Genomic DNA, 20,997 nt, shown 5'->3' on the forward strand with positions numbered 1-20,997 from the left:
GCCACCCGCGAAACTCTGTGTTTAAACCGCAACCAGACGCACGCTGGCACCTTCACCGACGCCCAGGGCTTCAGCGGTTTGCAGGTCCAGGGTCACCGGTTTGCCGGGCGCGTAGTCCAGGTCCAGCATCACCGCGCGGTAATCCTGCAACTGCGCGTTGCTCACCAGGTACTGGCGGCCGACACCCTTGAGCATCTCGCCGATCTTCACCGGCACCACGCGGCTCTGCGCGATCGAGCGAATGCCCGAGACCCGCGCGTGCAGCGTCGGGCCGCCGTCGAAGATGTCGATGTAATGGTCGGTCTCAAAGCCTTCGCGCATCAGGATGTCGAAGGTGATCTGCGCACGCGGGTGCACCTGGCCCATGGCTTCCTGGGCTTCGTCCGGCAGCAGCGGCACATAGATCGGATAATGCGGCATCAGCTCGGCGAGGAACGTGCGGCTTTTCAGCCCGCACAGGCGCTCGGCGGCGGCGTAGTTGAGGTCGAAGAAGTTGCGGCCAATGGCGTCCCAGAACGGCGAGTCGCCGTTCTCGTCGCTGTAGCCGACAATTTCGGTCACCACCGAGTCGGCAAAGCGCTCGGGGTGGCTGGCGACGAACAACAGGCGGCCACGGGAGTTGAGTTCCGACCACGCGGACCCGACCAGCTCCGGCACCACGTAGAAACTGGTGAGCAGGCTGTTGCCGGTGAGGTCGTGGCACTGGGAAAGCACGTGAATCTTGTTGTGGATCTTCAGCTCGCGGGAGGCGTGCACGAAGGTTTCGTTACGGAAGCTGTAGAACGGCTCCGAGTAACCCGCCGACGCGACGATGGCCGAGCAGCCGGCGAGCTTGCCGGTCTCGGTGTCTTCGAGCACAAAGAAGTAGCTCTCTTCGCCGTTGAAACTGACCTCGGCCGCGAAGGACGCTTCGCTGGCGGCGATCTTGTCGCTCAGGCGTTCCACATCATCCGGCAAGGAGGTGACACCAATCGGGCTGTCCGCAGCCAGACGCTGTACCTCGCCCAGATCAGCCATTTGCGCGGGGCGCATCACCAGCATGGTGTCACTCCTTAACTCGAAAAACTCACAGGAAAAAATGCCAGGCACGCATTTGAAACCCGCGAAGGTCAAGCGTGGGAGCGGGCTTGTTCGCGAACGCGGTGGTTCAGTCACCTGTACGGCTGAATGACACACCGCGTTCGCGAGCAAGTCCGCTCCCACATTTTGATCTTCACGGCTCCAATCAAGAGGCCCGGCACAAAAATTTAGGTTCGATGCCCAATGGTTTGAGCACCGAACGGCGTATCAAGCTTGCGTCAACGTCTTCACAGCACGTTCAAAACGGTCCAGGCCTTCCTGGATGTCTGCGTCGTCCACCACCAGGCTCGGGGCGAAACGCACCACGTCGGGGCCGGCTTGCAGGATCATCAGGTTTTGCTTTTCGGCCGCGTTGAATACGTCCTTGGCCTTGCCTTTGAAGGCGTCGCTGAGCACACAACCTATCAGCAGGCCCAGGCCGCGCACTTCGGTGAAGATGCCGTATTGCTTGCCGATCTGCTCCAGACGCGCCTTGAACAGGGCGTGCTTGGCGTTCACACCGGCCAGCACTTCTGGGGTGTTGATCACGTCGATCACCGCTTCCGCCACCGCACACGCCAGCGGGTTGCCGCCGTAGGTGGTGCCGTGAGTGCCGACCACCAAGTGCTTGGCCAGGTCTTCACGGGTGAGCATCGCCGCAATCGGGAAACCGCCGCCCAGGCTCTTGGCGCTGGTGAGGATGTCCGGCACCACGCCGTAGTGCTGGTAAGCGAACAGGTGGCCGCTGCGGCCCATGCCGGTTTGTACTTCGTCAAATACCAGCAGCGCGTTGTTCGCGTCGCACAGTTCGCGGGCGCCTTGCAGGTACGCCAGTTCGGCCGGCAATACGCCGCCTTCGCCCTGGACAGGTTCCAGCACCACGGCGCAGGTCTTGTCCGACACGGCGGCTTTCAGCGCGGCCAGGTCGTTATAAGGGACGTGGGTGATGCCGGTGATTTTAGGCCCGAAACCATCGGAGTACTTCGACTGGCCACCGACGTTAACGGTAAACAGGGTGCGGCCGTGAAAGCTGTTCAACGCCGCGATGATCTCGTACTTCTCGGTCCCGAAACGGTCGAACGCGACGCGACGGGCCAGCTTGAAGGCGGCCTCGTTGGCTTCGGCGCCGGAGTTGCAGAAGAACACGCGCTCGGCAAACGTGGCGTCGATCAGCTTATGCGCCAGGCGCAGGGCCGGCTCATTGGTGAAGACGTTGGAGACATGCCACAGCTTGTTGGCCTGCTCGGTCAGTGCACCGACCAGCGCCGGGTGGGCGTGGCCCAATACGTTAACCGCGATGCCGCCGGCAAAGTCGATCAGCTCGCGGCCGGCCTGGTCCCATACGCGCGAACCTGCGCCACGCACAGGGATAAAGGCGGCAGGTGCGTAGTTGGGAACCATGACCTGGTCGAAATCGGCACGTTGCACCGGGGCTTGCTCAACGGACATCGGAGTCTCCTGAAGAGGAACGCCTGCCTGGAACTGGCAGGCGATGCAGGGATTGTAAGGACAGTTTTCAGTGCGGCCTTGCCGCCAAGCGACAACTTCTTATAGCGCCAACCCGTGATTTTCCAGGGTTTACGCCAATGCGACAAATAGCGTCGCAATCGCGCAGTTTAAACCGTGTGCAGGCCAAGCGGCAGCGCCGTTTTCTGCCCAAGCCCGCCGTACGCTATTTATCTGTCACCGATGAGTATGAGCCAAGTGGTCTGCTGACCAGCCATTGAACTCAAGGAGACTTCATCCCATGACACAGCTCACCCTCACGAACCCACCTACGCCTCAGCAGGACGTTCACCTCAGCCTGGTCCGCAAGGCCATTCCCGCGTGGCTGGTTACGGCTTCGCCGAGCAGGCGTGCCGCGCTCAAGGACACGGCGCCGAGCCTGCCCGCCTGGTACACAGGTCTCAACCGCCAACAGCACGCTCAACTCAGGCAACTGGTCAGCGAAGCCTGGACCGCACAAAACGCACTGGACCGGGTGATGATGCCGCTCAAGTCTGCCGAGGACTTCGCCGCCGAGGTGTTGCAACCGGCGCTCAAGCAACGCTTTGGCGTGGAACGCGATGTGCGCACCACCTTCCTGCGACTCTACGTGCCCACCTCGCTTGGCGCCGCCACCACCTGGACGGTTTCACTGCTCGACGCTGCTCTGCACAACTTTGAGGCCAGCGAAACAACCGCCGGCGCCTATGAGCCCCACTCAACGTTCATTACCAAGCCTGCGGCCCGCGGGCATTTCGAAACCCTGCCAAGTGTCGCCACCCGCCTCACCGTGCCGCAATTCACCCGACTGTGCCGCGAGCTGGACATTGGAGGCCAGTACCACACCTATCTTCGCGAATACCTGGCACTGGACAACCCGGTATCACTGGCCACCCTGAAACGTAAACAGGAGCGCTGCGAGTTTGCCCAGCTGAAAGTCGCCGCGCAGATGGCCCGCCTGAGTGGTGATGTGTCCGAGCTGCAATTTCAGCAATTGCAGACGCTGTTGACGACCCCGCAGGATTGCAAAGTGCTGCTCAGCTATGACCTGAGCATCATGTCGAGCGCACTGACCGGCATCGTGCTGTTTGCCGCCGCCGACCTGGAGCGCAGCAGCACCACAGTGCCGGTGATCGCCTATATTCCAGACGACCCGCAGCAACCACTCAAGGCGTATGCCTCGACACAGGCCTTTATGCAGGCGCTGAGCGACGCGCTGCGCGAACCTGAGTACCAACAGTTCTTCAGCCGCTTTGTGAACCATGGGGAGCGCGGCTACTTTTTCGCCGACCTCAGCCAACGCTTATCCCACGTTATCTGGCATCAACGACTGGCCACAGACCCGCGCCCCAGCTGGCGCGATGCGCCTATTGATAACCCCAGGCTGCAGTTTTCCACCACCCGCATCACTCAGCCGCTGTTCGATCATCTGTATGAAATCAAGCTCAGCAAACTGTTCAACGACGCTCAAACCCGCGCCGTTTCCACCGCCGGAGCCGATCAAAAGGCCCGCTGGGAACGTTGGCGCCTGATCGAAAAAATCGGCACGGCGGTGCTGCAGATTGCCGCACTGGTTGCCGCGCCTTTCATACCACCTCTGGGCCTGGCGATGTTGGGCTACACCGCCTATCAACTGCTCGACGAGACTTTTGAGGGCATTCTCGATTGGGCCATGGGCCTCAGGGCCCAAGCCTTTGGGCACCTGATGTCGATACTGGAGCAGGCCGTGGAACTGGGCCTGTTCGCGGTCGGCTTGCCGATCGCCAGCGACCTGGCCCGCGAGCACCTGCCGGCCGGCGTCTGGGCATTCATCGACCGCCTGACTCCGGTGACTTCGCGGGACGGCCAAACCCGCCTGTGGCAACCGGACCTGGCACCTTATGCCCATGACCAGCCTCTGCCGCGCCAATCACAACCCGATACGCAGGGGCTGTACCATCACAATGGCCAGAGCCTCCTGGCGTTGCCCGAGCGGCACTACGCAGTGGACATCGAGCCGAGCGCCGGGCGCCACGCGCTCAAGCACCCGTCACGCGCGGACGCCTATCGCCCCAAGCTGTTTGGCAACGGCCAAGGCGCGTGGGTGACCGAACTGGACCGCCCGTTAACCTGGGACAGCACCACCTTGCTACGACGCCTTGGCCCGCAAGCCGACCTCTTCAGTGATGCTCAGCTGGAACAGATACGCCATGTCAGCGGCGTCCATGACAACGCCCTGCGCCATGTGTATCTGGCTCAAAAACGCCCACCGCCCCTGCTGGCTGACACCCTCAAGCGCTTCAAGATCGACCGCGCGCTGCACGATTTCATCCAGCAGATAAGCAGCGAGGATCCGGCGGTGTACGGTTTGGCCGACGCACAAACGCAACTGTTGTTGCTGAGCAACTACGGTTTGTGGCCGGAAACCAAGACCCTGCGCATCATCAACAACGACGGGGCGACAGTCTGGCAAGTACCGGGCAAACCCGACGCCAGTGTTGCGCAGATCCACGAAGCGCAGCTCAAAAATGGTGATCTGCTCAAGACCATCATTGAAGTGCTGGACGAGCCTGAGCGCAAAATCCTGCTGGAAGAGGAATTTGGCCAGCCCATGATCTCCGCACAGGCGCGCTCGCGAACCCTGCGACAACGGCTGGCGCGCGTGGCGCAAGAAAAACGCTTGTCACTGTTCGACTCGGCTTATCGAGGCCAGGAACTCACCACCAACCTGCAACTGACCACGCTGATCGACGCAGTGCCCGGCCTGCCCCTGAGTGCCGCCCAGGCGCTGCAGGAAATCGCGACCGCCGAGGAGCTGCAGGAAATCGACCTGGGGCGCATCCCCCAACGCCTGAAGGAACTGGCCCTTTGGGCCCGGCAGGAAACCCGGGTCGCACGCGCCTACGAAGGCTTGTACTTGAACTCGGTGGATAACCTGGACACTGACCGTCTGGCCCTGGACTCCCTGGAAAACCTGCCCAACTGGCCCGAAGGGCTGCGAATCGAGGTTAGAAATGATTCCGCCGACGGCACGTTGCGCAACGCCATCGGCGAATTGAGCGCGCCGACCCGTCGCACGCTGGTCTACTCCGACAGCGGCGGCTACACACCGCTGGACAACGGCGTCGCCTTATCGGCCAAAACGGACCTCTACACGGCCCTGCTTCAAGCCCTGCCCGACTCGGCGCGCAATGCGCTGAACATTCATATTGCCCAAGGCCCGCTGCTGCGCCAAAGCATCGCCCTGCATGCCCTGGACCGCGCGGTGCTGCGAGCCAGGCTTGCCAGCGACCCGCTGCGCAAACCCACCTACGACCCTAAAACCATGCGCCTGCTCGGTGGCATGGACGGTTATGGCCCCGCACCTGCCTCCGTAGCCGGCCAGGAGCTGACCCTGTTGGAACGGGCGCAGGATTTATTCCCGGCCTTGCGACCGGAGCAACTCAACCACATCGTGCACTCCCTTGACCAAACCGCTGGCGGCGCACTGCGCGCACTGGTGGCACTCAAGAGTGAATACCAACAGCTCGATCGCGACCTGTCGGCATGGATCACCGCCACGCCGTCCTTGGCACGCGAAACCGCTACGCCCCACGCCGCTGAAAGCGTGAGCCAGGCCAAACGTGCGCGCCAACAGTGGGCCGAAGAAATCAAACGCGCCTGGCGCCTGGAAACCGAAACCGATCAGTACTACGAGCCACCGTTGATCAACGGGCAAAAACTGGTACTGAACGGCCCCATTTCCGGCAACCCGCCGGCACTGGCGCCGTACTTCAATTTCATCTCGTACCTGGCGCTGGAAGGCGACCACAGCGCCCTGCACATTGATGGGTTTCTGACGAGGTTTCCAAACGTGCGCTTTTTGTCGGTGCGCAACGCCGCGCTGGGAGCGCTTCCCGAAGGCCTCGGCGCGATGCCAAGCCTCAATGAACTGGTACTCAGCGACTGCAACATCACCCTGACCGCGCCAGAGCAGGCGGTACTCGCCTCATTGACCGCGCTGCGCTCAGTGGATTTATACAACAACCCACTCGGGCTGACGCCCAACGTCGAGCAGTTGTCCAACCTGCGTTTTCTGGACCTGAGCAACACCGGTATTACCGAACTGCCCAACGGACTTGTGCAGTGCCCGCACCTGGAAGTCGCGCTGTTGAAAGACAACCGGATTCACACGCTGCCTGCCGCCCTCTTCGAACTGCCTGCCAGCGTCAGCCATAGGTTCGACTTATCCGGCAACCCGCTGTCACGCCCTACCCTGGAGCTGGTCAAAAACTACTACCGGCGCACCGGCAGCTACTTTGAAGCAGATGCAGAACCGCTGGACGTCGCCCTTGCCAAAAAGCTCTATCCGAACTTCAGCAAGGACGACATCAACCGACTGATATTCGGCATCGCCGGCAACCTGGAAATGGGCAAAATCGAACTTGTACGCCTTGAGCTTGATTACCTCACGCTCAGCGGCGACCTCGACACCTGGGCCCAGGCGCCCGGTCTCACCGCCCAGGCCCAGGCCAACCGCCGGGCGGTTCAGGACACGCTGCAAGCATGCTGGCGCAGAGAGAGCCCCCTGGATGAGCGCAGTCAAAGCGTAATCCCCACCTACGAACTCGACCTGGCAGCGCCTATCGGTGAAAAACTGCCAACACTCGCCACGCGCTTTACCGACGTGACCTCGCTGAAACTGCGCGGCGATGCGGCCCCGCTGCAGTTGGACGCGTTTTTGCAAAGCTTCCCGAACCTCGAACGACTGTCGGTCACTGACGCCGAACTGGGAGACCTACCCTCGACGATTTTCCTGCTACCGAAGCTCTCCTCATTGACCCTGCAAGACTGCGCGCTTGAGCTGTCGCCCGCCTCGATTGGCGCACTGGAACAGCTGACGACTCTGGAATACCTGGACCTGAGCAACAACCCGCTCAAGCTTATTCCCGACGTCCGCCGTATGCCCCTGCTGTCCTGGATCAGGCTGAACAACACTGGCCTGAAGGAAATACCCGCGGCGCTCATCAGCCCCACGCGCCGCCAAGTCATCAACTTAAGCCATAACGCGATCACGCAAACCCCGGCTGAACTGTTTCAACTGCCCGCCGACGCCACCAGCGCATTTGATCTGTCGGGTAATCCACTGTCACTGACCGCTCTGCAACGGATAAAAACCTACTGCCAGGCCACCGGCGAACATTTCAACGCTGATGCGCCGGCCGCGGAACACAGTCGCGTAAAGCGGCTTTATCCAACCTTTACGCCAGCCGAAGTGGATCGCTTCATCTTTACACTACCGGGGAACATGGAGGGCGTGACTGCCGAAGTGACCCGCCTGGAAACCGAATACGCCAGGCTCATTGCCGACCTGACGACGTGGGCGCTGGATGTGCCGCAACGGCATCCAGTCCTGGACATCGCACTCGACGATCACACACGCGCCGAAGAACAGATCCATCGCCTGGCCATCAAAACGCAACTGGAAGAAGGCTGGCGTCGCGAGAGCGACGCGGATGAGCTGAATGGCGGGCAGGAGGTCACCCACAAACTGGTGATCGACACGCCCATAATTGGAGCACTGCCCGACATAAATGCGCGGTTTGAACATATCTCGCTGTTGGAAATGAGCGGCGAAGGGACCACCTCAAACGTCGAAGGCTTGCTCCAAGCATTCCCCAAACTGAAAGTTCTTTCGCTGCACAGATACACGATGGGCGACATTCCCGCCGCTATTCTGAATCAACCCCACTTGATCACGCTGAGCCTCACAGAGTGCGCAATCCGCCTGACGCCCCACAGCGCCAATGCGCTTTCCGGGATGCGCACCTTGGAGTACCTGGACTTGAGTGAAAACCCACTGGGCATCACGCCGACGGTCAGCAACCTGCACAACCTGAACACGTTGCACCTGGAAAACACTGGAATCAACCAGCCCCCAGCCGGCGTTTTCTCCCTGCCAAACTTGCGAACCGTGGACCTGAGCGAGAACCTGATAGAAGAGATCCCTTCGCACATTCTGGAAGTGAGCCCCACTTGGGACTATGACTCCGACCTTGGCGGCAACCCGCTCTCGGACGCCAGTTTAAATGTGCTCAGACAATATTATCTTCAGACGGGGAATGACCTGGGCGTTGAAGCGGCCTCCCTCGACGCCGGCGGACAGCCGCTGGTACCGCCACCAACAACCCCCGTACCGATGGAGGAGTAAACAGTGTTCTCAGCCGCGCTCGGATGGCACCGACGATAACTCGAACGGGCTGCTGCTGCGTCGCTGGTTGCGGTCTTCGCGAGGGGTGGCACCAAAGAAGTTGCGGTAGGCGCTGGAAAAGTGCGGCCCCGAGGAGAAGCCGCACGACAGGCCGATCTGGATGATCGACTTGCTGGTTTGCATGAGCATCTGGCGCGCCTTGTTCAGGCGCAATTCCAGGTAATACTGGCTGGGAACACGATTGAGGTACTGCTTGAAGATCCGCTCCAATTGTCGTCGCGACACGCACACATGCTGGGCGATTTCGTCGGTGGTCAGCGGCTCTTCAATGTTGGCCTCCATCAACAACACCGCCTGGGTCAGCTTCGGATGGCTGGAGCCCAGGCGGTTTTGCAGCGGGATACGCTGGCGCTCGCCGCCTTCGCGGATGCGCTCCACCACCAACTCTTCGGAGACCGCACCGGCCAGTTCGGCGCCGTGGTCACGGGCCAGCACCGCCAGCAGCAGGTCGAGCACTGACATGCCACCGCAGGCGGTCAGGCGATCACGGTCCCAGTCGAACAAGTGGCTGGTGGCGATGACCTTGGGGAAACGCTCGGCAAAATCGTCCTGCCAACGCCAGTGCACGGCGGCGCGATAACCATCCAGCAGGCCGAGCTGCGCCAAGGGGTACACACCGGCCGACAGACCACCGATCACACACCCGGCGCGCACCAGCTGCTTAAGTGCGGTGCTCAGTTGCGAAGCAATCGCGGTGGGTGGCTCATCCGCCAGCAGAAACAGTTTCTGAAAGCCTTCAAGCTTGCCGGCCCACGGCTCGCCGGGTAGTTGCCACGCGCCGTCGCTGCGCGGTTCAGCCTGTAAAAAAGACAGTTCGTACACCACGTCCGGATGCACCCGCTGAGCAACGCGCAAAGCCTCCTCAGCCAGCGCAAGCGTCAGGGCTTTTGTGCTGGGCCAAATCAGGAAACCAATTCTGTGGGCGGTCATGGAATGCTATCCGAAGCGAAGAACGGTAATGAAGACAAGGGCCAATGCTAGCCCGGAAACCAACACAAATCTCAAAACATATGGAGATCCAATGTGGGAGCGGGCTTGCTTGCGAATGCGGTGGGCCAGCTAGACATCTGCTGACTGATCCACCGCTTTCGCGAGCAAGCCCGCTCCCACTGGGGATTGAGCCGATCTCAAGACTGGCAAGCATGCACTAACTCGGTGCATAAAAGCAGTCCTGATTACTTCAAGCTGCCCGACAGGAACTGCTGCAAACGCTCGGACTGCGGGTTCACCAGCACTTCGCGCGGGTTGCCACGCTCTTCGACGATGCCTTTGTGCAGGAACACCAGTTGGTTCGACACTTCACGGGCAAAGCCCATTTCGTGGGTGACCACCACCATGGTGCGGCCTTCCTGGGCCAGGTCCTGCATCACCTTGAGCACTTCGCCGACCAGCTCCGGGTCGAGGGCCGAAGTGGGCTCGTCGAACAGCATCACCTCAGGCTCCATCGCCAAGGCACGGGCAATCGCCACGCGCTGCTGCTCACCGCCGGACATGTGGCCCGGGAACGCATCCTTGCGATGGCCCACGCCGACTTTGGCCAAATAGTGCTCGGCTTTTTCACGCGCGTCTTTTTTCGACATACCCAGCACGTGCACCGGGGCTTCCATCACGTTTTCAAGCGCGGTCATGTGCGACCACAGGTTGAAATGCTGGAACACCATCGACAGGCGCGAACGCATGCGTTGCAGTTGCTTGGGGTCGGCGGCCTTCATGGCGCCGTCCTTGTTGGCCACCAGTTTCAGCTCTTCGTTATTGAGCAGAATCTTGCCGGCGTGGGGTTGCTCCAGCAGGTTGATGCAGCGCAAAAAGGTACTTTTGCCCGAACCACTGGAACCGATGATGCTGATCACATCGCCGGCCGCGGCGGCCAGGGACACACCTTTGAGCACTTCATGACTGCCATAGCGTTTATGCAGGTCTTGGACTTCAAGTTTGTACATGCGGTCGGTTCTCACAAAAACAGGTGGTCAGTCGTTGAGCAAGCGCCCGTGACGCAGCGCTTCGCGCCCCGCCACCTTGGCCAGCCAGAAACCCGCTTGGGCATAACGTAGCCGTTCAACGGCAAACAACACCCCTGAGGTGCCCGCGCAGACAATGCTGACGCGGTCGGTCAGGGGATCAATCACTTCAAAAAGCGGCTCGCCGGTATCGACCCAGTCACCGGCTTTACGCAGGTAACTGATCACGCCAGCGTGGGGCGCAAACAACAACTCGGTGCCTTCGAAGGGCAGCCCCTCGCAGGGTTCGTGCTGCGGCGCGGGCCATTCGCCTTTGATCAGGCCTTGTTCTGCGAGGAAGGCGAGAATGCCTTCCGCGTGGAAGATGGCTTCATCGCGCCCGGTGTCGGCCTGGCCGCCCAATTCCAGGGTGGTCGCCAAACACGCCAGCGGAATCTGCGCCTCGGGGAACGCCCGCGACAGACGCAACCACGGCAACGAGCAGGCTTCATCAAACGAACTGCCGCCGGAATCTTCCGCCAGCAAGCCGACTTTTACATTCAAGTGCGCCGACAGCGAACGCCACTGTGGCCAATGCTGGGGCAGCGCGTACATGTGCAGCGCGGCGTCGGCATCGCAATGCAGGTCGAGGACCACATCCGCCGTGCACGCGTGGCTCAACAGCACCCGTTGCATGCCTTGCAGCTGGCTGCTCGGCGCAGGCAATGCGCCGAGCGCATCGGTCATCGCCTGGCGGATCAAGCGCACGTTGGCATGCGCATCATCGCCCAACGCCCCCTTGAGCAACGCGATAACCGGCGCGCTCAGCTCGACAAAATCGCGATTGAAATTCTTCCCGCTGCCGATCTCGAAACGCCCCTGGTGGCTGCCTTGCAGCAACTGGCCCAGGCCCATCGGGTTGGCCACCGGCACCAGCTCGATCACGCCGTTGAGCGCGCCTTGCTGTTCCAGTTCGGTGAGGCGCTTTTTCAGCTCCCACGCCGCACGCATCCCCGGCAATTCATCGGCATGCAGGCTGGCCTGGATATAGGCCTTGCGCTCGCCACTGCCAAAACGAAACACGCTCAGTTGGCGCTCGCAGCCCAGGTGGCCCCAGGGCAACAGGTGATCGATGCGTTCCATATCAATGCTTCCGTGGAGCCAGGTAGCTCAGCCAGCGGCCTTCGGCCAACTTGAACAGGCGTACCAGGATAAAGGTCAGGCACAGGTAGAACACGCCGGCCGTGATATAGGCTTCGAACGGCAGGTAGAACTGGGCGTTCACCGTGCGTGCGGCACCGGTGATGTCGATCAGGGTGACGATGGAGGCCAGACTGGTGGTCTGCAGCATCATGATCACTTCGTTGCTGTACTGCGGCAGCGCGCGGCGCAGGGCCGACGGCAGCAGGATGCGGCGGTACAGCTTGTAACGCGACATGCCCATGGCCTTGGCCGCTTCGATCTCGCCATTGGGCGTGGCCTTGAGGCTACCGGCAATGATCTCGGCGGTGTAGGCACTGGTGTTGATTGCAAAGGCCAGGCACGCGCAGAAGGTGGCGCTGGACAACAGCGGCCACAGGAAGCTTTCGCGTACGGCCTCGAACTGCGCCAACCCGTAGTAGATCAAAAACAGCTGCACCAGCATCGGTGTGCCGCGAATCACGTAGGTGTAGAGCCAGGCAGCGCCATTGACGATCGGCTGCTTGGACACGCGCATCAAGCCCAGCGGCAAGGCGGCGAGCAGGCCGAAGAACAAGGAGATGGCGAGCAATTTCAGGGTGGTCACCAAGCCGCCGAGGTACAGCGGCATGGCCTCCCAAATGACGTTGTAGTCGAAGATCATAGATCAGCCGCCCTTACGCCTACCGAGTAGCGCTTCTCAAGATAGCGCAGCGCCAACAACGACACGCTGGTAATCACCAGGTACATCGCCGCCACTGCGAGGAAGAAGGTAAAAGGCTCGCGGGTGGCATCTGCCGCCTGCTTGGCCTTGAACATCATGTCTTGCAGGCCCACCACCGAAATCAACGCAGTGGCCTTGGTCAATACCAGCCAGTTGTTGGTGAAACCGGGGATCGCCAGCCGAATCATCTGCGGCACCATCACCCGGAAGAACACCTGGAAGCTGCTCATGCCATACGCAAGGCCGGCCTCGGCCTGGCCCTTGGGAATAGCCATGAAGGCGCCACGGAAGGTTTCCGACAGGTAGGCGCCAAAGATGAAACCCAGGGTGCCGATACCGGCGGCCAAGGGGTTCAAGTCGATATAGTCGTCATAGCCAAGCAGTGGCGCGACGCGGTTCAGCAAGTCCTGACCACCGTAGAAAATCAGCAGGATCAGTACCAGGTCGGGGATCCCGCGGATCACCGTGGAGTACAAGTCACCCAGCCAGGCCAACCAGCGCACCGGCGACAGGCGTAACGCGACCCCGATCAGACCCAGAACAATGGCCAAGGCCATGGACGACAAGGCGAGCTGAAGCGTCAACCATGCGCCATCGAGGATGACGGCCCCGTAGCCTTTCAACATGATTCAGGTCCTCGAAAAGGGGGATGAAAAAATGGCGCAAACCGCAGGAATTCTGTTGCTTGCGCCATTCTGGACAGACAGCTGCGATGCGTTACTTAGGGTCAGCGCCGTAAATATCGAAGTCGAAGTATTTGTCCTGGATTTGCTTGTATTTGCCGTTGGCACGGATCGCTGCGATGGCCGCGTTGATCTTGTCCAGCTCGGCCTTATCGCCTTTACGCACGGCGATACCGATGCCGTCGCCGAAGTACTTGGCGTCGGTGAACTGTGGGCCCACGAACGCGTAGCCTTTACCGGCCGGGGTTTTCAGGAAACCGTCTTGCAGCAAGGTAGCGTCAGCCACGGTGCCATCAAGGCGACCGGCTTCCACGTCCAGGTAGATTTCGTTCTGCGAGCTGTAAGGAACCACCGTGACGCCTTTAGGGGCCAGGACTTCCTTGGCGAAGCGATCATGGATCGAACCGCGTTGCACGCCGATTTTCTTGCCTTTCAATTCATCCAGGCTGTCGCTGACCGTGGTGCCTTCCTTCATCACCAGCTGCGCTGGGCTCAGGTAGTAGCGGTTGGTGAAGTCCACGGACTTCTTGCGGTCTTCAGTGATGGACATGGACGACAGGATCGCGTCGATCTTGCGCACTTTGAGCGCAGGAATCAGGCCGTCGAACTCTTGCTCGACCCACACACATTTGACTTTCATCTCTTCGCACAGGGCGTTGCCGATGTCGTAGTCAAAACCCACGATGCTGCCATCCGGCGCCTTCGAGGCAAACGGAGGGTAAGCCGCTTCGATACCAATTTTCAGGGGCTTTTCATCAGCGAAGGCCTGCATGGACAGCACGGACAGCGCCAGGGCGCCCAACAGCACAAGTTTCTTCATCTTGGGACTCCATCGGTATAGGGCAAAAAAGCAGTATGAGCCGTGGCCCACGATGCGACTTAAGTGAAACCGAATAGCGGTGCTGCGTCCTACACCAGTTCAACCCGGAGACGACGAGCGAGTGATCGGCATTCTAACGACAGGCCGGAAGCCGATATTTCCTCAATGCGACAACTATTTACAGAAGCACTGAGAAAGCGGTTCCAGCACATTGACAGCCTCTGGATTTTATGCAGAGACAAAAGATATTAAACCTGTTGATGCTGCAAGTTGCGGGCCTATTATTCGCAAACCCTTCTAGCACGGCAAGTCTGGCGTTTAATCTTATTTCCTGGGGTGTCTAAAACGCGGTTTTTCAGGGCACGGGCGTAGCACTTTGCCCCAGGTTCGGGCGTGGGGTTACACATTTAGGCTTCTCGGTAACATTCAGAAACGCCCTACGAGAGAAGTCGATATTTATTGGCTTGAGGGTGATGCAGGTCTGTCAGGCCACCGCTTCAGCCGCCTTGAAATACCCTCTAATATGTGGGAGCGGGCTTGCTCGCGAATGCGGTGGGTCAACTGCACATCTGCTAGTTGATCCAACGCATTCGCGAGCAAGCCCGCTCCCACAGGGGATTTGCATCGGCTTCGAGACCCTGCAAAAAAGCCCCACCCAGCTCTCGCCGAATGGGGCTTGGTCCCACTACCTCGCCTTACGCGACGTTCATGGTCTTGTGCGTTTCAATCAAATGCGCCACCACACCCGGATCAGCCAGGGTGGAGATATCGCCCAACCCGTCGTACTCGGCCGTGGCAATCTTGCGCAGGATACGGCGCATGATTTTCCCCGAGCGCGTCTTCGGCAAGCCCGGCGCCCACTGGATCACATCCGGCGAAGCAATCGGCCCGATCTCTTTGCGCACCCAGTTTTTCAGCTCCAGGCGCAGCGCTTCCGTTGGCTCTTCGCCGTTCTTCAAGGTGACATACACATAGATGCCCTGCCCCTTGATGTCATGCGGTACACCCACCACCGCCGCTTCGGCGACTTTAGGGTGAGCAACCATGGCACTTTCAATTTCGGCGGTGCCCATACGGTGGCCGGACACGTTCAACACGTCATCCACACGACCGGTGATCCACCAGTAGCCATCTTCATCGCGACGGGCGCCGTCACCGGTGAAGTACATGCCACGGAACGTCTTGAAATAGGTATCGACGAAACGGTCATGGTCGCCGTACAGCGTACGCGCCTGGCCTGGCCACGAATCGAGGATCACCAGGTTGCCTTCGGCAGCCCCCTCGATGATGTTGCCCAGGTTGTCGACCAGCGCCGGTACCACGCCAAAGAATGGGCGTGCAGCGGAACCTGGCTTGAGGGCGTGAGCACCCGGCAGTGGGCTCATCAGCGTGGCGCCGGTTTCGGTCTGCCACCAGGTGTCGACGATCGGGCAACGGGATTGGCCGACGTTCTTGTAATACCAGTCCCACGCCTCCGGGTTAATCGGCTCACCCACCGAACCGAGCAAGCGCAGGCTGCTGCCATCCACGCCTTCGCAGGCAGCGGTGCCGGAAGCCATCATCGCGCGGATCGCGGTGGGCGCGGTGTAGAGGATATTGACCTTGTGCTTGTCGACGATCTTGCCGACCCGGGTGATGTCCGGGTAGTTCGGCACGCCTTCGAACAGCAGCGTGGTCGCGCCATTGGCCAGCGGGCCGTAGACGATATAGGTGTGGCCGGTGACCCAGCCGACGTCAGCGGTGCACCAGTAGATTTCACCCGGGCGGTAGTCGAACACGCGCTCGTGGGTCAGGGCGGCATACAGCAAATAGCCGCCGGTGGTGTGCTGCACGCCTTTAGGCTTGCCGGTGGAGCCGGAGGTGTAGAGGATGAACAGCGCTTCTTCGGCGCCCATCTCTTTCGGCGCGCACACGGTGCCCGCCACTTTCATCAAATCTTCGTACCAGATGTCGCGATGCTGGTTCCACTTGATGTTGCCATTGGTGCGCTTGCACACAATGACCTTCTGGATGCTGCTGGTTTCCGGGTTGGTCAGGGCGTCGTCGACGTTGGCCTTCAGCGGAATTTTCTTACCGGCGCGAATACCTTCGTCGGCAGTGATAACTACCTTCGACTTACAGTCGATGATGCGACCGGCCAGAGCCTCAGGCGAGAAACCGCCGAACACCACGGAGTGAATCGCACCGATGCGGGTACAGGCCAACATGGCGACCACGGCTTCGGGGATCATCGGCATATAGATAGTCACCACGTCGCCGCGGTGCACATCCTGGCCGCGCAGGGCGTTGGCGAACTTGCAGACTTCTTCATGCAGCTGGCGGTAGGTGATGGTGCGGCTTTCGGAAGGGTCGTCGCCTTCCCAGATGATCGCAGCCTGATCGCCACGCTCGGCGAGGTGACGGTCCAGGCAGTTATAGGAAACGTTCAGGGTGCCATCGGCGAACCATTTGATGTCGACGTGGTGGTCGTCGAAAGAGGTCTGCTTCACCGCGGTGAAAGGCTTGACCCAGTCAAGGCGCTTGGCTTGCTCGCGCCAGAAGCCATCGGGGTTGACCACCGACTGCTGGTACATGGCCTTGTAGGTTGCCTCGTCAGTCAGCGTGTTGGCTGCTACTTCGGGGCGAACGGGGTACAGGGAAGCCGCACTCATCTTTCTTACCTCGGTGACATAGTTGTTGTTGTATGGCCCCTGTTGTAGCCGGGGTGGGCCTATAGAACCATTCGACGATGGTAGTAACAAGACCCTACAAAATGCCCAGCTATCCCCATTCATGGCTCTGGCCCGCGGCCTGCGTGGCGTTGGCGCTGTGTGAAAAAACCTTAACCATGGGATTGTTACAAAAACCGCCAATAGTCTTTATCAAAAGTACGGGTATATGAATATAACCCGCACGCCTAAAATCAACTCCGCCAACACGGCACTGTGATTAACAACGCAACAGCCCCCACGAAGGCAACGTTAATCCGAACTCACCCACCCTAAGTTACACACGCGGCCTCAAAAAGGCCCCGTGACCCCTTTCGCCCTGAAGAAGGTAAAAATAGAAATGAAAGCTTTAGTAGTGATGGCCCTCAGTAGCTTGTGCGCAACCGCCGCCCTGGCCGACGAAGCCCCGACTGAGCTGGCTGGCCAGAACGCCCCGATTGTTGAGGACTACACCTACAGCACGCACTTGGATGTGGCCAAAGTAGTGTCCATGAGCGCTGTTCCGGACGTCTGCCAAGTTGTACCGGTACAAATGGAATATGAAGACTCACAAGGTCAGCGCCATATTCTCAAGTATCAAGTCATGGGCAACGGTTGCTCTAACGGATAACAACTTTTTATAAAGACGTTAATCCTGATCTTATTCGCCGCAAGAAATCGTTCTTGCGGCAAAGAGCCAACTGGCACACCTAGGTCCACCTGTGGGAGCGGGCTTGCTCGCGAAGGCGCTACCCGCCACACCACCGCCTCAAAACCCTGCACCGTCCCGGCATTTTTACGCACCAGAAGCCCACTTCCCCCGCCCTACAAAAAACATCCCACCGCCCGTCAAAAAAATCCTAGCCCAGCAAAGCCTTGCAAACACACGCCTTAGCCGAAAACCACGCCATTTTGGCGCTCTGTCGTGACCATCCGCCGCAACACAAAGCCGAATTTTTCCCTATAATGCGCGGGTAAATCGGGCCTGCAATATCCCTTTACACAGGGATGAAGAGCCAGACCTGAGGCTGCGCTGGAGCATCCACCTGTCGCTCCGCCCCTCAAGCCTCACGCAGAGCACCCGTTACCCAATTGCGTTTAATGCCTGCGCTAGCTGCTGCAACAAACGATTCCTTAAGATCCACCGCGGCCCGAGGGCCGTGTGAACACCCAACCATCCGGTTTCACACGGGCACCTTTGAGCCCTCACGCAGGAGACGACACGTCATGCTGAGCTGGGACGAATTCGACAAAGAAGAAGAAGGCGAAGTAGCCGCTAAAGGCGCCAACGCCGGCCACGCCACCGAAGCCAACATGGACCGCCTCGACGGTGCCGGCGCTGCCGCCGCCATCGAAGCCCGCGCCGTCACCGCCAGTGACTCCGCCGCCATCGTGCGCGCCAAGGCCGCCCTGGACAAACTCGACGTCGCCGAAGGCCTCGCTGAGCTCGAAGGCTCCGCCGCCCGCGTCGCCGTTGACGAAAAGCGCATGATCAACTGCCGCGCCGACCTCAACCAACTCGTGCCTTTCAAGTACGACTGGGCCTGGCAAAAGTACCTCGACGGCTGCGCCAACCACTGGATGCCGCAAGAGGTCAACATGACCGCCGACATCGCGCTGTGGAAAAACCCCGAAGGCCTCACCGACGACGAACGCCGCATCGTCATGCGCAACCTCGGCTTCTTCTCCACCGCCGACTCCCTGGTTGCCAACAACCTGGTGCTGGCCGTGTACCGCCTGATCACCAACCCGGAGTGCCGCCAGTACATCCTGCGCCAGGCCTTCGAAGAAGCGATCCACACCCACGCCTACCAGTACTGCATCGAATCGCTGGCCATGGATGAAGGCGAGATCTTCAACATGTACCACGAGATCCCATCGGTAGCTAAAAAAGCCGCCTGGGGCCTGAAATACACCCGTTCGATCTCCGATCCGAAGTTCGAAACCGGCACCGTCGAAACCGACAAAGAACTGCTGCGCAACCTGGTCGCCTACTACTGCGTGCTGGAAGGCATTTTCTTCTACTGTGGCTTCACCCAGATCCTGTCCATGGGCCGCCGCAACAAAATGACCGGCGTCGCCGAGCAGTTCCAGTACATCCTGCGCGACGAGTCGATGCACCTGAACTTCGGTATCGACGTGATCAACCAGATCAAAATCGAAAACCCGCATTTGTGGGATGCCGAGATGAAGGAAGAAGCGACCCAGATGATCCTGCAAGGGACGCAGCTGGAGATCGAGTACGCACGCGACACCATGCCGCGCGGCGTGTTGGGCATGAACGCGGCGATGATGGAAGACTATCTGAAGTTCATCGCGAACCGTCGCCTGTCGCAGATTGGCTTGAAGGAAGAGTATCCAGGCACGACTAACCCGTTCCCGTGGATGAGCGAGATCATGGACTTGAAGAAAGAGAAGAACTTCTTTGAGACGCGTGTGATTGAGTATCAGACCGGCGGTGCGCTGAGCTGGGATTAACGCCTAAGCCGGTAACATCAAGAAGCCCTGACATGTTCAGGGCTTTTTTATGCCCGGTGAACTGCATAGGAGCCTTCTTACACCAAGATCATCCGCAGAGAGGTTGATATCAGTTTCGAGGCTGAATAGCCTCGTCAGCCGGTGCCTAAGAAACGCCCAACGTAGAAGCTAGCCTCAATCACACAGCCCAAAATCCGCATGGCCTATCATGCGGAATGAATGCTGTATCGAGGCTAAGTAAGTTGGAGTTTCTTAAATCCGCTCTCTACGTTGGGTTCGCGCCCTTCCGTAAATCACGTAGGGATCATAAAGAATGCCTAGCCGATATCTGCTCGACTTGCCTAGCGCCACGCATTGGGTCACACCCGAGCCTTCTACTGGCGTCGTTTTCACCCGCCATAATCTTCAGCTACATGCGCTCCTTCTAGAAAACCAAGTGTGGTTCTGCGCGCGTGATCTTGGGCGTTTGATGGGGTGGTATCTCGATGAGCGCACGACTCGCAAGCTCGATGAGGATCAACGAAGGAATGTAAATCTACTTTTCCACGGTCAGCCGGAAGAAATGTTGATGATCAGTGAATCCGGGGCGTACGCGTTACTGGTCTATCACTACACGCCGGGGAATCGGCTACTACGCAGCTGGCTTACACATGAAGTCGTTCCGACGTTGCGGGACGAGCGTCAGCCACGATCGGTGGAACGCCCTTTATTGAGCATGCTGGATTGGCCGCAGATGTCGTTGAACCTGTTGCATTGGCAGGATGAAGGCTGGATTAGGCTTCGAGATATGCCGTATTTGTTGGTTAATCGGACCTCTCGGAGAGAACCATCAAAGGCTCCGTGGTGGAAACGGCTCATTCAACCTTTCCGAATGAAGCAGCGAATTCACTAATGTGAACGGCCGGCAAATCCCACCGACTCGTAGGAAATTTCGTAGACGCAATAATGGCTACTCAGTATCGTCCGAGGGTTTTCAACCCTCGGCGGCTGTATGGATATTACAAAAGACAAAAAGGATTGGAACGACTCGGAGCTAGCTGCAGCAGTAGAGGCGTACCTCAAGATGCTGGCGTGGGAAAAGAGCGGACTGCCTTTTAACAAAGCCCATGAAAATCGATTACTGCGCCAGGGACCATTGGTTGGCCGTACTGAAGGCTCAATTGAGTTTCGCATGCAAAATATTTCTTCGGTTCTGGTTCAAATGGGCCTGGATCGCATCAAGGGCTATAAGCCTGCGAACAATGTGGGCTCAGGTGTAGAACAACACATTCGCAAGGCACTCGCTGACACTCGAGTATTTGAATCGGATGAAACAGCCCAAACGGCAGATGAGCAAACGCTTATCCGACGTGCTAACAAGCTGCAGCTAAAGCGTTTTGATCAAGTGCCGGATGGGATTGCAAAGCCACAACAAGTACCCATCACTAGTAATGCGTTTGTCCGCGACCCAAAGGTACGCGCCTGGGTACTCAAAGAAGCTAAGGGGATTTGCGAAGGCTGCGGCTCTAACGCGCCTTTCGAGGTCGACGGTTTGCCATTTCTTGAAGTACATCACGTCAAGCACCTCGCCCAGAAGGGTTCGGATCGCACGACCAATGCTGTAGCCTTGTGCCCCAATTGCCATCAGCGTTGTCACCGGTCAAGTGACCGGGATGCTTTCACCGAGACGCTTTACGCCAAGATCGGAAGATTGGCACGGGAGTAAACTCCTGCTGT

The 20,997-nt window shown here is 59.3% G+C and carries 14 protein-coding genes; 5 read left to right on the top strand and 9 right to left on the bottom strand.

What is annotated here, in order from left to right:
• Positions 1–21: 21 nt before the first annotated feature.
• Both aruF and CPH89_RS03185 read right to left on the bottom strand, forming a co-directional pair.
• On the bottom strand, positions 22–1,041 hold the full coding sequence (gene aruF / locus CPH89_RS03180) for an arginine/ornithine succinyltransferase subunit alpha (RefSeq protein WP_053257617.1): 1,020 nt from the start codon (positions 1,039–1,041) through the stop codon (positions 22–24).
• Positions 1,042–1,287: 246 nt separating this feature from the next.
• The gene (locus CPH89_RS03185) at positions 1,288–2,508 is read right to left on the bottom strand and encodes an aspartate aminotransferase family protein (protein ID WP_053257618.1); all 1,221 of its coding nucleotides are present in this window, start codon (positions 2,506–2,508) and stop codon (positions 1,288–1,290) included.
• Between the two features lie 298 nt (positions 2,509–2,806).
• Here CPH89_RS03185 and CPH89_RS03190 point away from each other — a divergent pair, with 298 nt between their 5' ends.
• Positions 2,807–8,713, top strand: coding sequence for a leucine-rich repeat domain-containing protein (locus CPH89_RS03190; RefSeq protein WP_053257619.1), 5,907 nt, complete (start codon positions 2,807–2,809; stop codon positions 8,711–8,713).
• A 9-nt stretch (positions 8,714–8,722) separates the two neighbouring features.
• Here the strand turns inward: CPH89_RS03190 and CPH89_RS03195 are convergent, their stop codons facing one another.
• From CPH89_RS03195 to acs, 7 genes are all read right to left on the bottom strand, one after another.
• Positions 8,723–9,703 (bottom strand): GlxA family transcriptional regulator, encoded by a 981-nt coding sequence (locus CPH89_RS03195; RefSeq protein WP_053257620.1) that lies wholly within the window; start codon positions 9,701–9,703, stop codon positions 8,723–8,725.
• A gap of 245 nt (positions 9,704–9,948) precedes the next feature.
• Positions 9,949–10,713, bottom strand: coding sequence for an ABC transporter ATP-binding protein (locus tag CPH89_RS03200; RefSeq protein WP_003214336.1), 765 nt, complete (start codon positions 10,711–10,713; stop codon positions 9,949–9,951).
• A gap of 27 nt (positions 10,714–10,740) precedes the next feature.
• Entirely contained in the window at positions 10,741–11,853 is a 1,113-nt protein-coding gene (locus tag CPH89_RS03205; RefSeq protein WP_053257621.1) for a succinylglutamate desuccinylase/aspartoacylase family protein, read from the bottom strand.
• Between the two features lies 1 nt (position 11,854).
• Positions 11,855–12,553, bottom strand: coding sequence for an ABC transporter permease (locus CPH89_RS03210; RefSeq protein ID WP_053257622.1), 699 nt, complete (start codon positions 12,551–12,553; stop codon positions 11,855–11,857).
• The gene (locus CPH89_RS03215) at positions 12,550–13,239 is read right to left on the bottom strand and encodes an ABC transporter permease (RefSeq protein WP_053257623.1); all 690 of its coding nucleotides are present in this window, start codon (positions 13,237–13,239) and stop codon (positions 12,550–12,552) included. The genes CPH89_RS03210 and CPH89_RS03215 overlap by 4 nt, the downstream gene beginning before the upstream one ends.
• Positions 13,240–13,330: 91 nt before the next feature.
• Complete coding sequence (locus CPH89_RS03220) at positions 13,331–14,116, bottom strand: ABC transporter substrate-binding protein (protein ID WP_053257624.1); 786 nt, start codon at positions 14,114–14,116, stop codon at positions 13,331–13,333.
• Positions 14,117–14,811: 695 nt separating this feature from the next.
• On the bottom strand, positions 14,812–16,767 hold the full coding sequence (gene acs, locus CPH89_RS03225) for an acetate--CoA ligase (protein ID WP_053257625.1): 1,956 nt from the start codon (positions 16,765–16,767) through the stop codon (positions 14,812–14,814).
• A gap of 397 nt (positions 16,768–17,164) precedes the next feature.
• On the opposite strand from acs, the gene CPH89_RS03230 reads away from it, so the two are divergent.
• The 4 genes from CPH89_RS03230 (at position 17,165) to CPH89_RS03245 (ending at position 20,986) form a co-directional block, all read left to right on the top strand.
• Positions 17,165–17,434, top strand: a complete 270-nt coding sequence (locus CPH89_RS03230) for a DUF2790 domain-containing protein (RefSeq protein ID WP_053257626.1) — start codon at positions 17,165–17,167, stop codon at positions 17,432–17,434.
• A 596-nt stretch (positions 17,435–18,030) separates the two neighbouring features.
• Positions 18,031–19,281 carry a ribonucleotide-diphosphate reductase subunit beta gene (locus tag CPH89_RS03235; protein ID WP_032879817.1) on the top strand — a complete coding sequence of 417 codons (1,251 nt, stop codon included), beginning with the start codon at positions 18,031–18,033 and terminating at the stop codon, positions 19,279–19,281.
• A gap of 313 nt (positions 19,282–19,594) precedes the next feature.
• On the top strand, positions 19,595–20,173 hold the full coding sequence (locus CPH89_RS03240; RefSeq protein WP_053257627.1) for a BRO-N domain-containing protein: 579 nt from the start codon (positions 19,595–19,597) through the stop codon (positions 20,171–20,173).
• 99 nt (positions 20,174–20,272) lie between these two features.
• Positions 20,273–20,986, top strand: a complete 714-nt coding sequence (locus tag CPH89_RS03245; RefSeq protein WP_053257628.1) for an HNH endonuclease — start codon at positions 20,273–20,275, stop codon at positions 20,984–20,986.
• Positions 20,987–20,997 lie beyond the last annotated feature (11 nt).

The organism is Pseudomonas fluorescens (assembly GCF_900215245.1).
Classification (GTDB): domain Bacteria; phylum Pseudomonadota; class Gammaproteobacteria; order Pseudomonadales; family Pseudomonadaceae; genus Aquipseudomonas; species Aquipseudomonas fluorescens.

What these genes read in the sequence shown, in the direction of transcription:
- CPH89_RS03235 (WP_032879817.1), top strand. Translation starts at nt 18,031, where the DNA reads ATGCTGAGCTGGGACGAATTCGACAAAGAAGAAGAAGGCGAAGTAGCC.
- CPH89_RS03245 (WP_053257628.1), top strand. Translation starts at nt 20,273, where the DNA reads ATGGATATTACAAAAGACAAAAAGGATTGGAACGACTCGGAGCTAGCT.
- acs (WP_053257625.1), bottom strand. Translation starts at nt 16,767, where the DNA reads ATGAGTGCGGCTTCCCTGTACCCCGTTCGCCCCGAAGTAGCAGCCAAC.
- CPH89_RS03240 (WP_053257627.1), top strand. Translation starts at nt 19,595, where the DNA reads ATGCCTAGCCGATATCTGCTCGACTTGCCTAGCGCCACGCATTGGGTC.
- CPH89_RS03200 (WP_003214336.1), bottom strand. Translation starts at nt 10,713, where the DNA reads ATGTACAAACTTGAAGTCCAAGACCTGCATAAACGCTATGGCAGTCAT.
- CPH89_RS03185 (WP_053257618.1), bottom strand. Translation starts at nt 2,508, where the DNA reads ATGTCCGTTGAGCAAGCCCCGGTGCAACGTGCCGATTTCGACCAGGTC.
- CPH89_RS03205 (WP_053257621.1), bottom strand. Translation starts at nt 11,853, where the DNA reads ATGGAACGCATCGATCACCTGTTGCCCTGGGGCCACCTGGGCTGCGAG.
- CPH89_RS03230 (WP_053257626.1), top strand. Translation starts at nt 17,165, where the DNA reads ATGAAAGCTTTAGTAGTGATGGCCCTCAGTAGCTTGTGCGCAACCGCC.
- CPH89_RS03195 (WP_053257620.1), bottom strand. Translation starts at nt 9,703, where the DNA reads ATGACCGCCCACAGAATTGGTTTCCTGATTTGGCCCAGCACAAAAGCC.
- aruF (WP_053257617.1), bottom strand. Translation starts at nt 1,041, where the DNA reads ATGCTGGTGATGCGCCCCGCGCAAATGGCTGATCTGGGCGAGGTACAG.
- CPH89_RS03220 (WP_053257624.1), bottom strand. Translation starts at nt 14,116, where the DNA reads ATGAAGAAACTTGTGCTGTTGGGCGCCCTGGCGCTGTCCGTGCTGTCC.
- CPH89_RS03215 (WP_053257623.1), bottom strand. Translation starts at nt 13,239, where the DNA reads ATGTTGAAAGGCTACGGGGCCGTCATCCTCGATGGCGCATGGTTGACG.
- CPH89_RS03190 (WP_053257619.1), top strand. Translation starts at nt 2,807, where the DNA reads ATGACACAGCTCACCCTCACGAACCCACCTACGCCTCAGCAGGACGTT.
- CPH89_RS03210 (WP_053257622.1), bottom strand. Translation starts at nt 12,553, where the DNA reads ATGATCTTCGACTACAACGTCATTTGGGAGGCCATGCCGCTGTACCTC.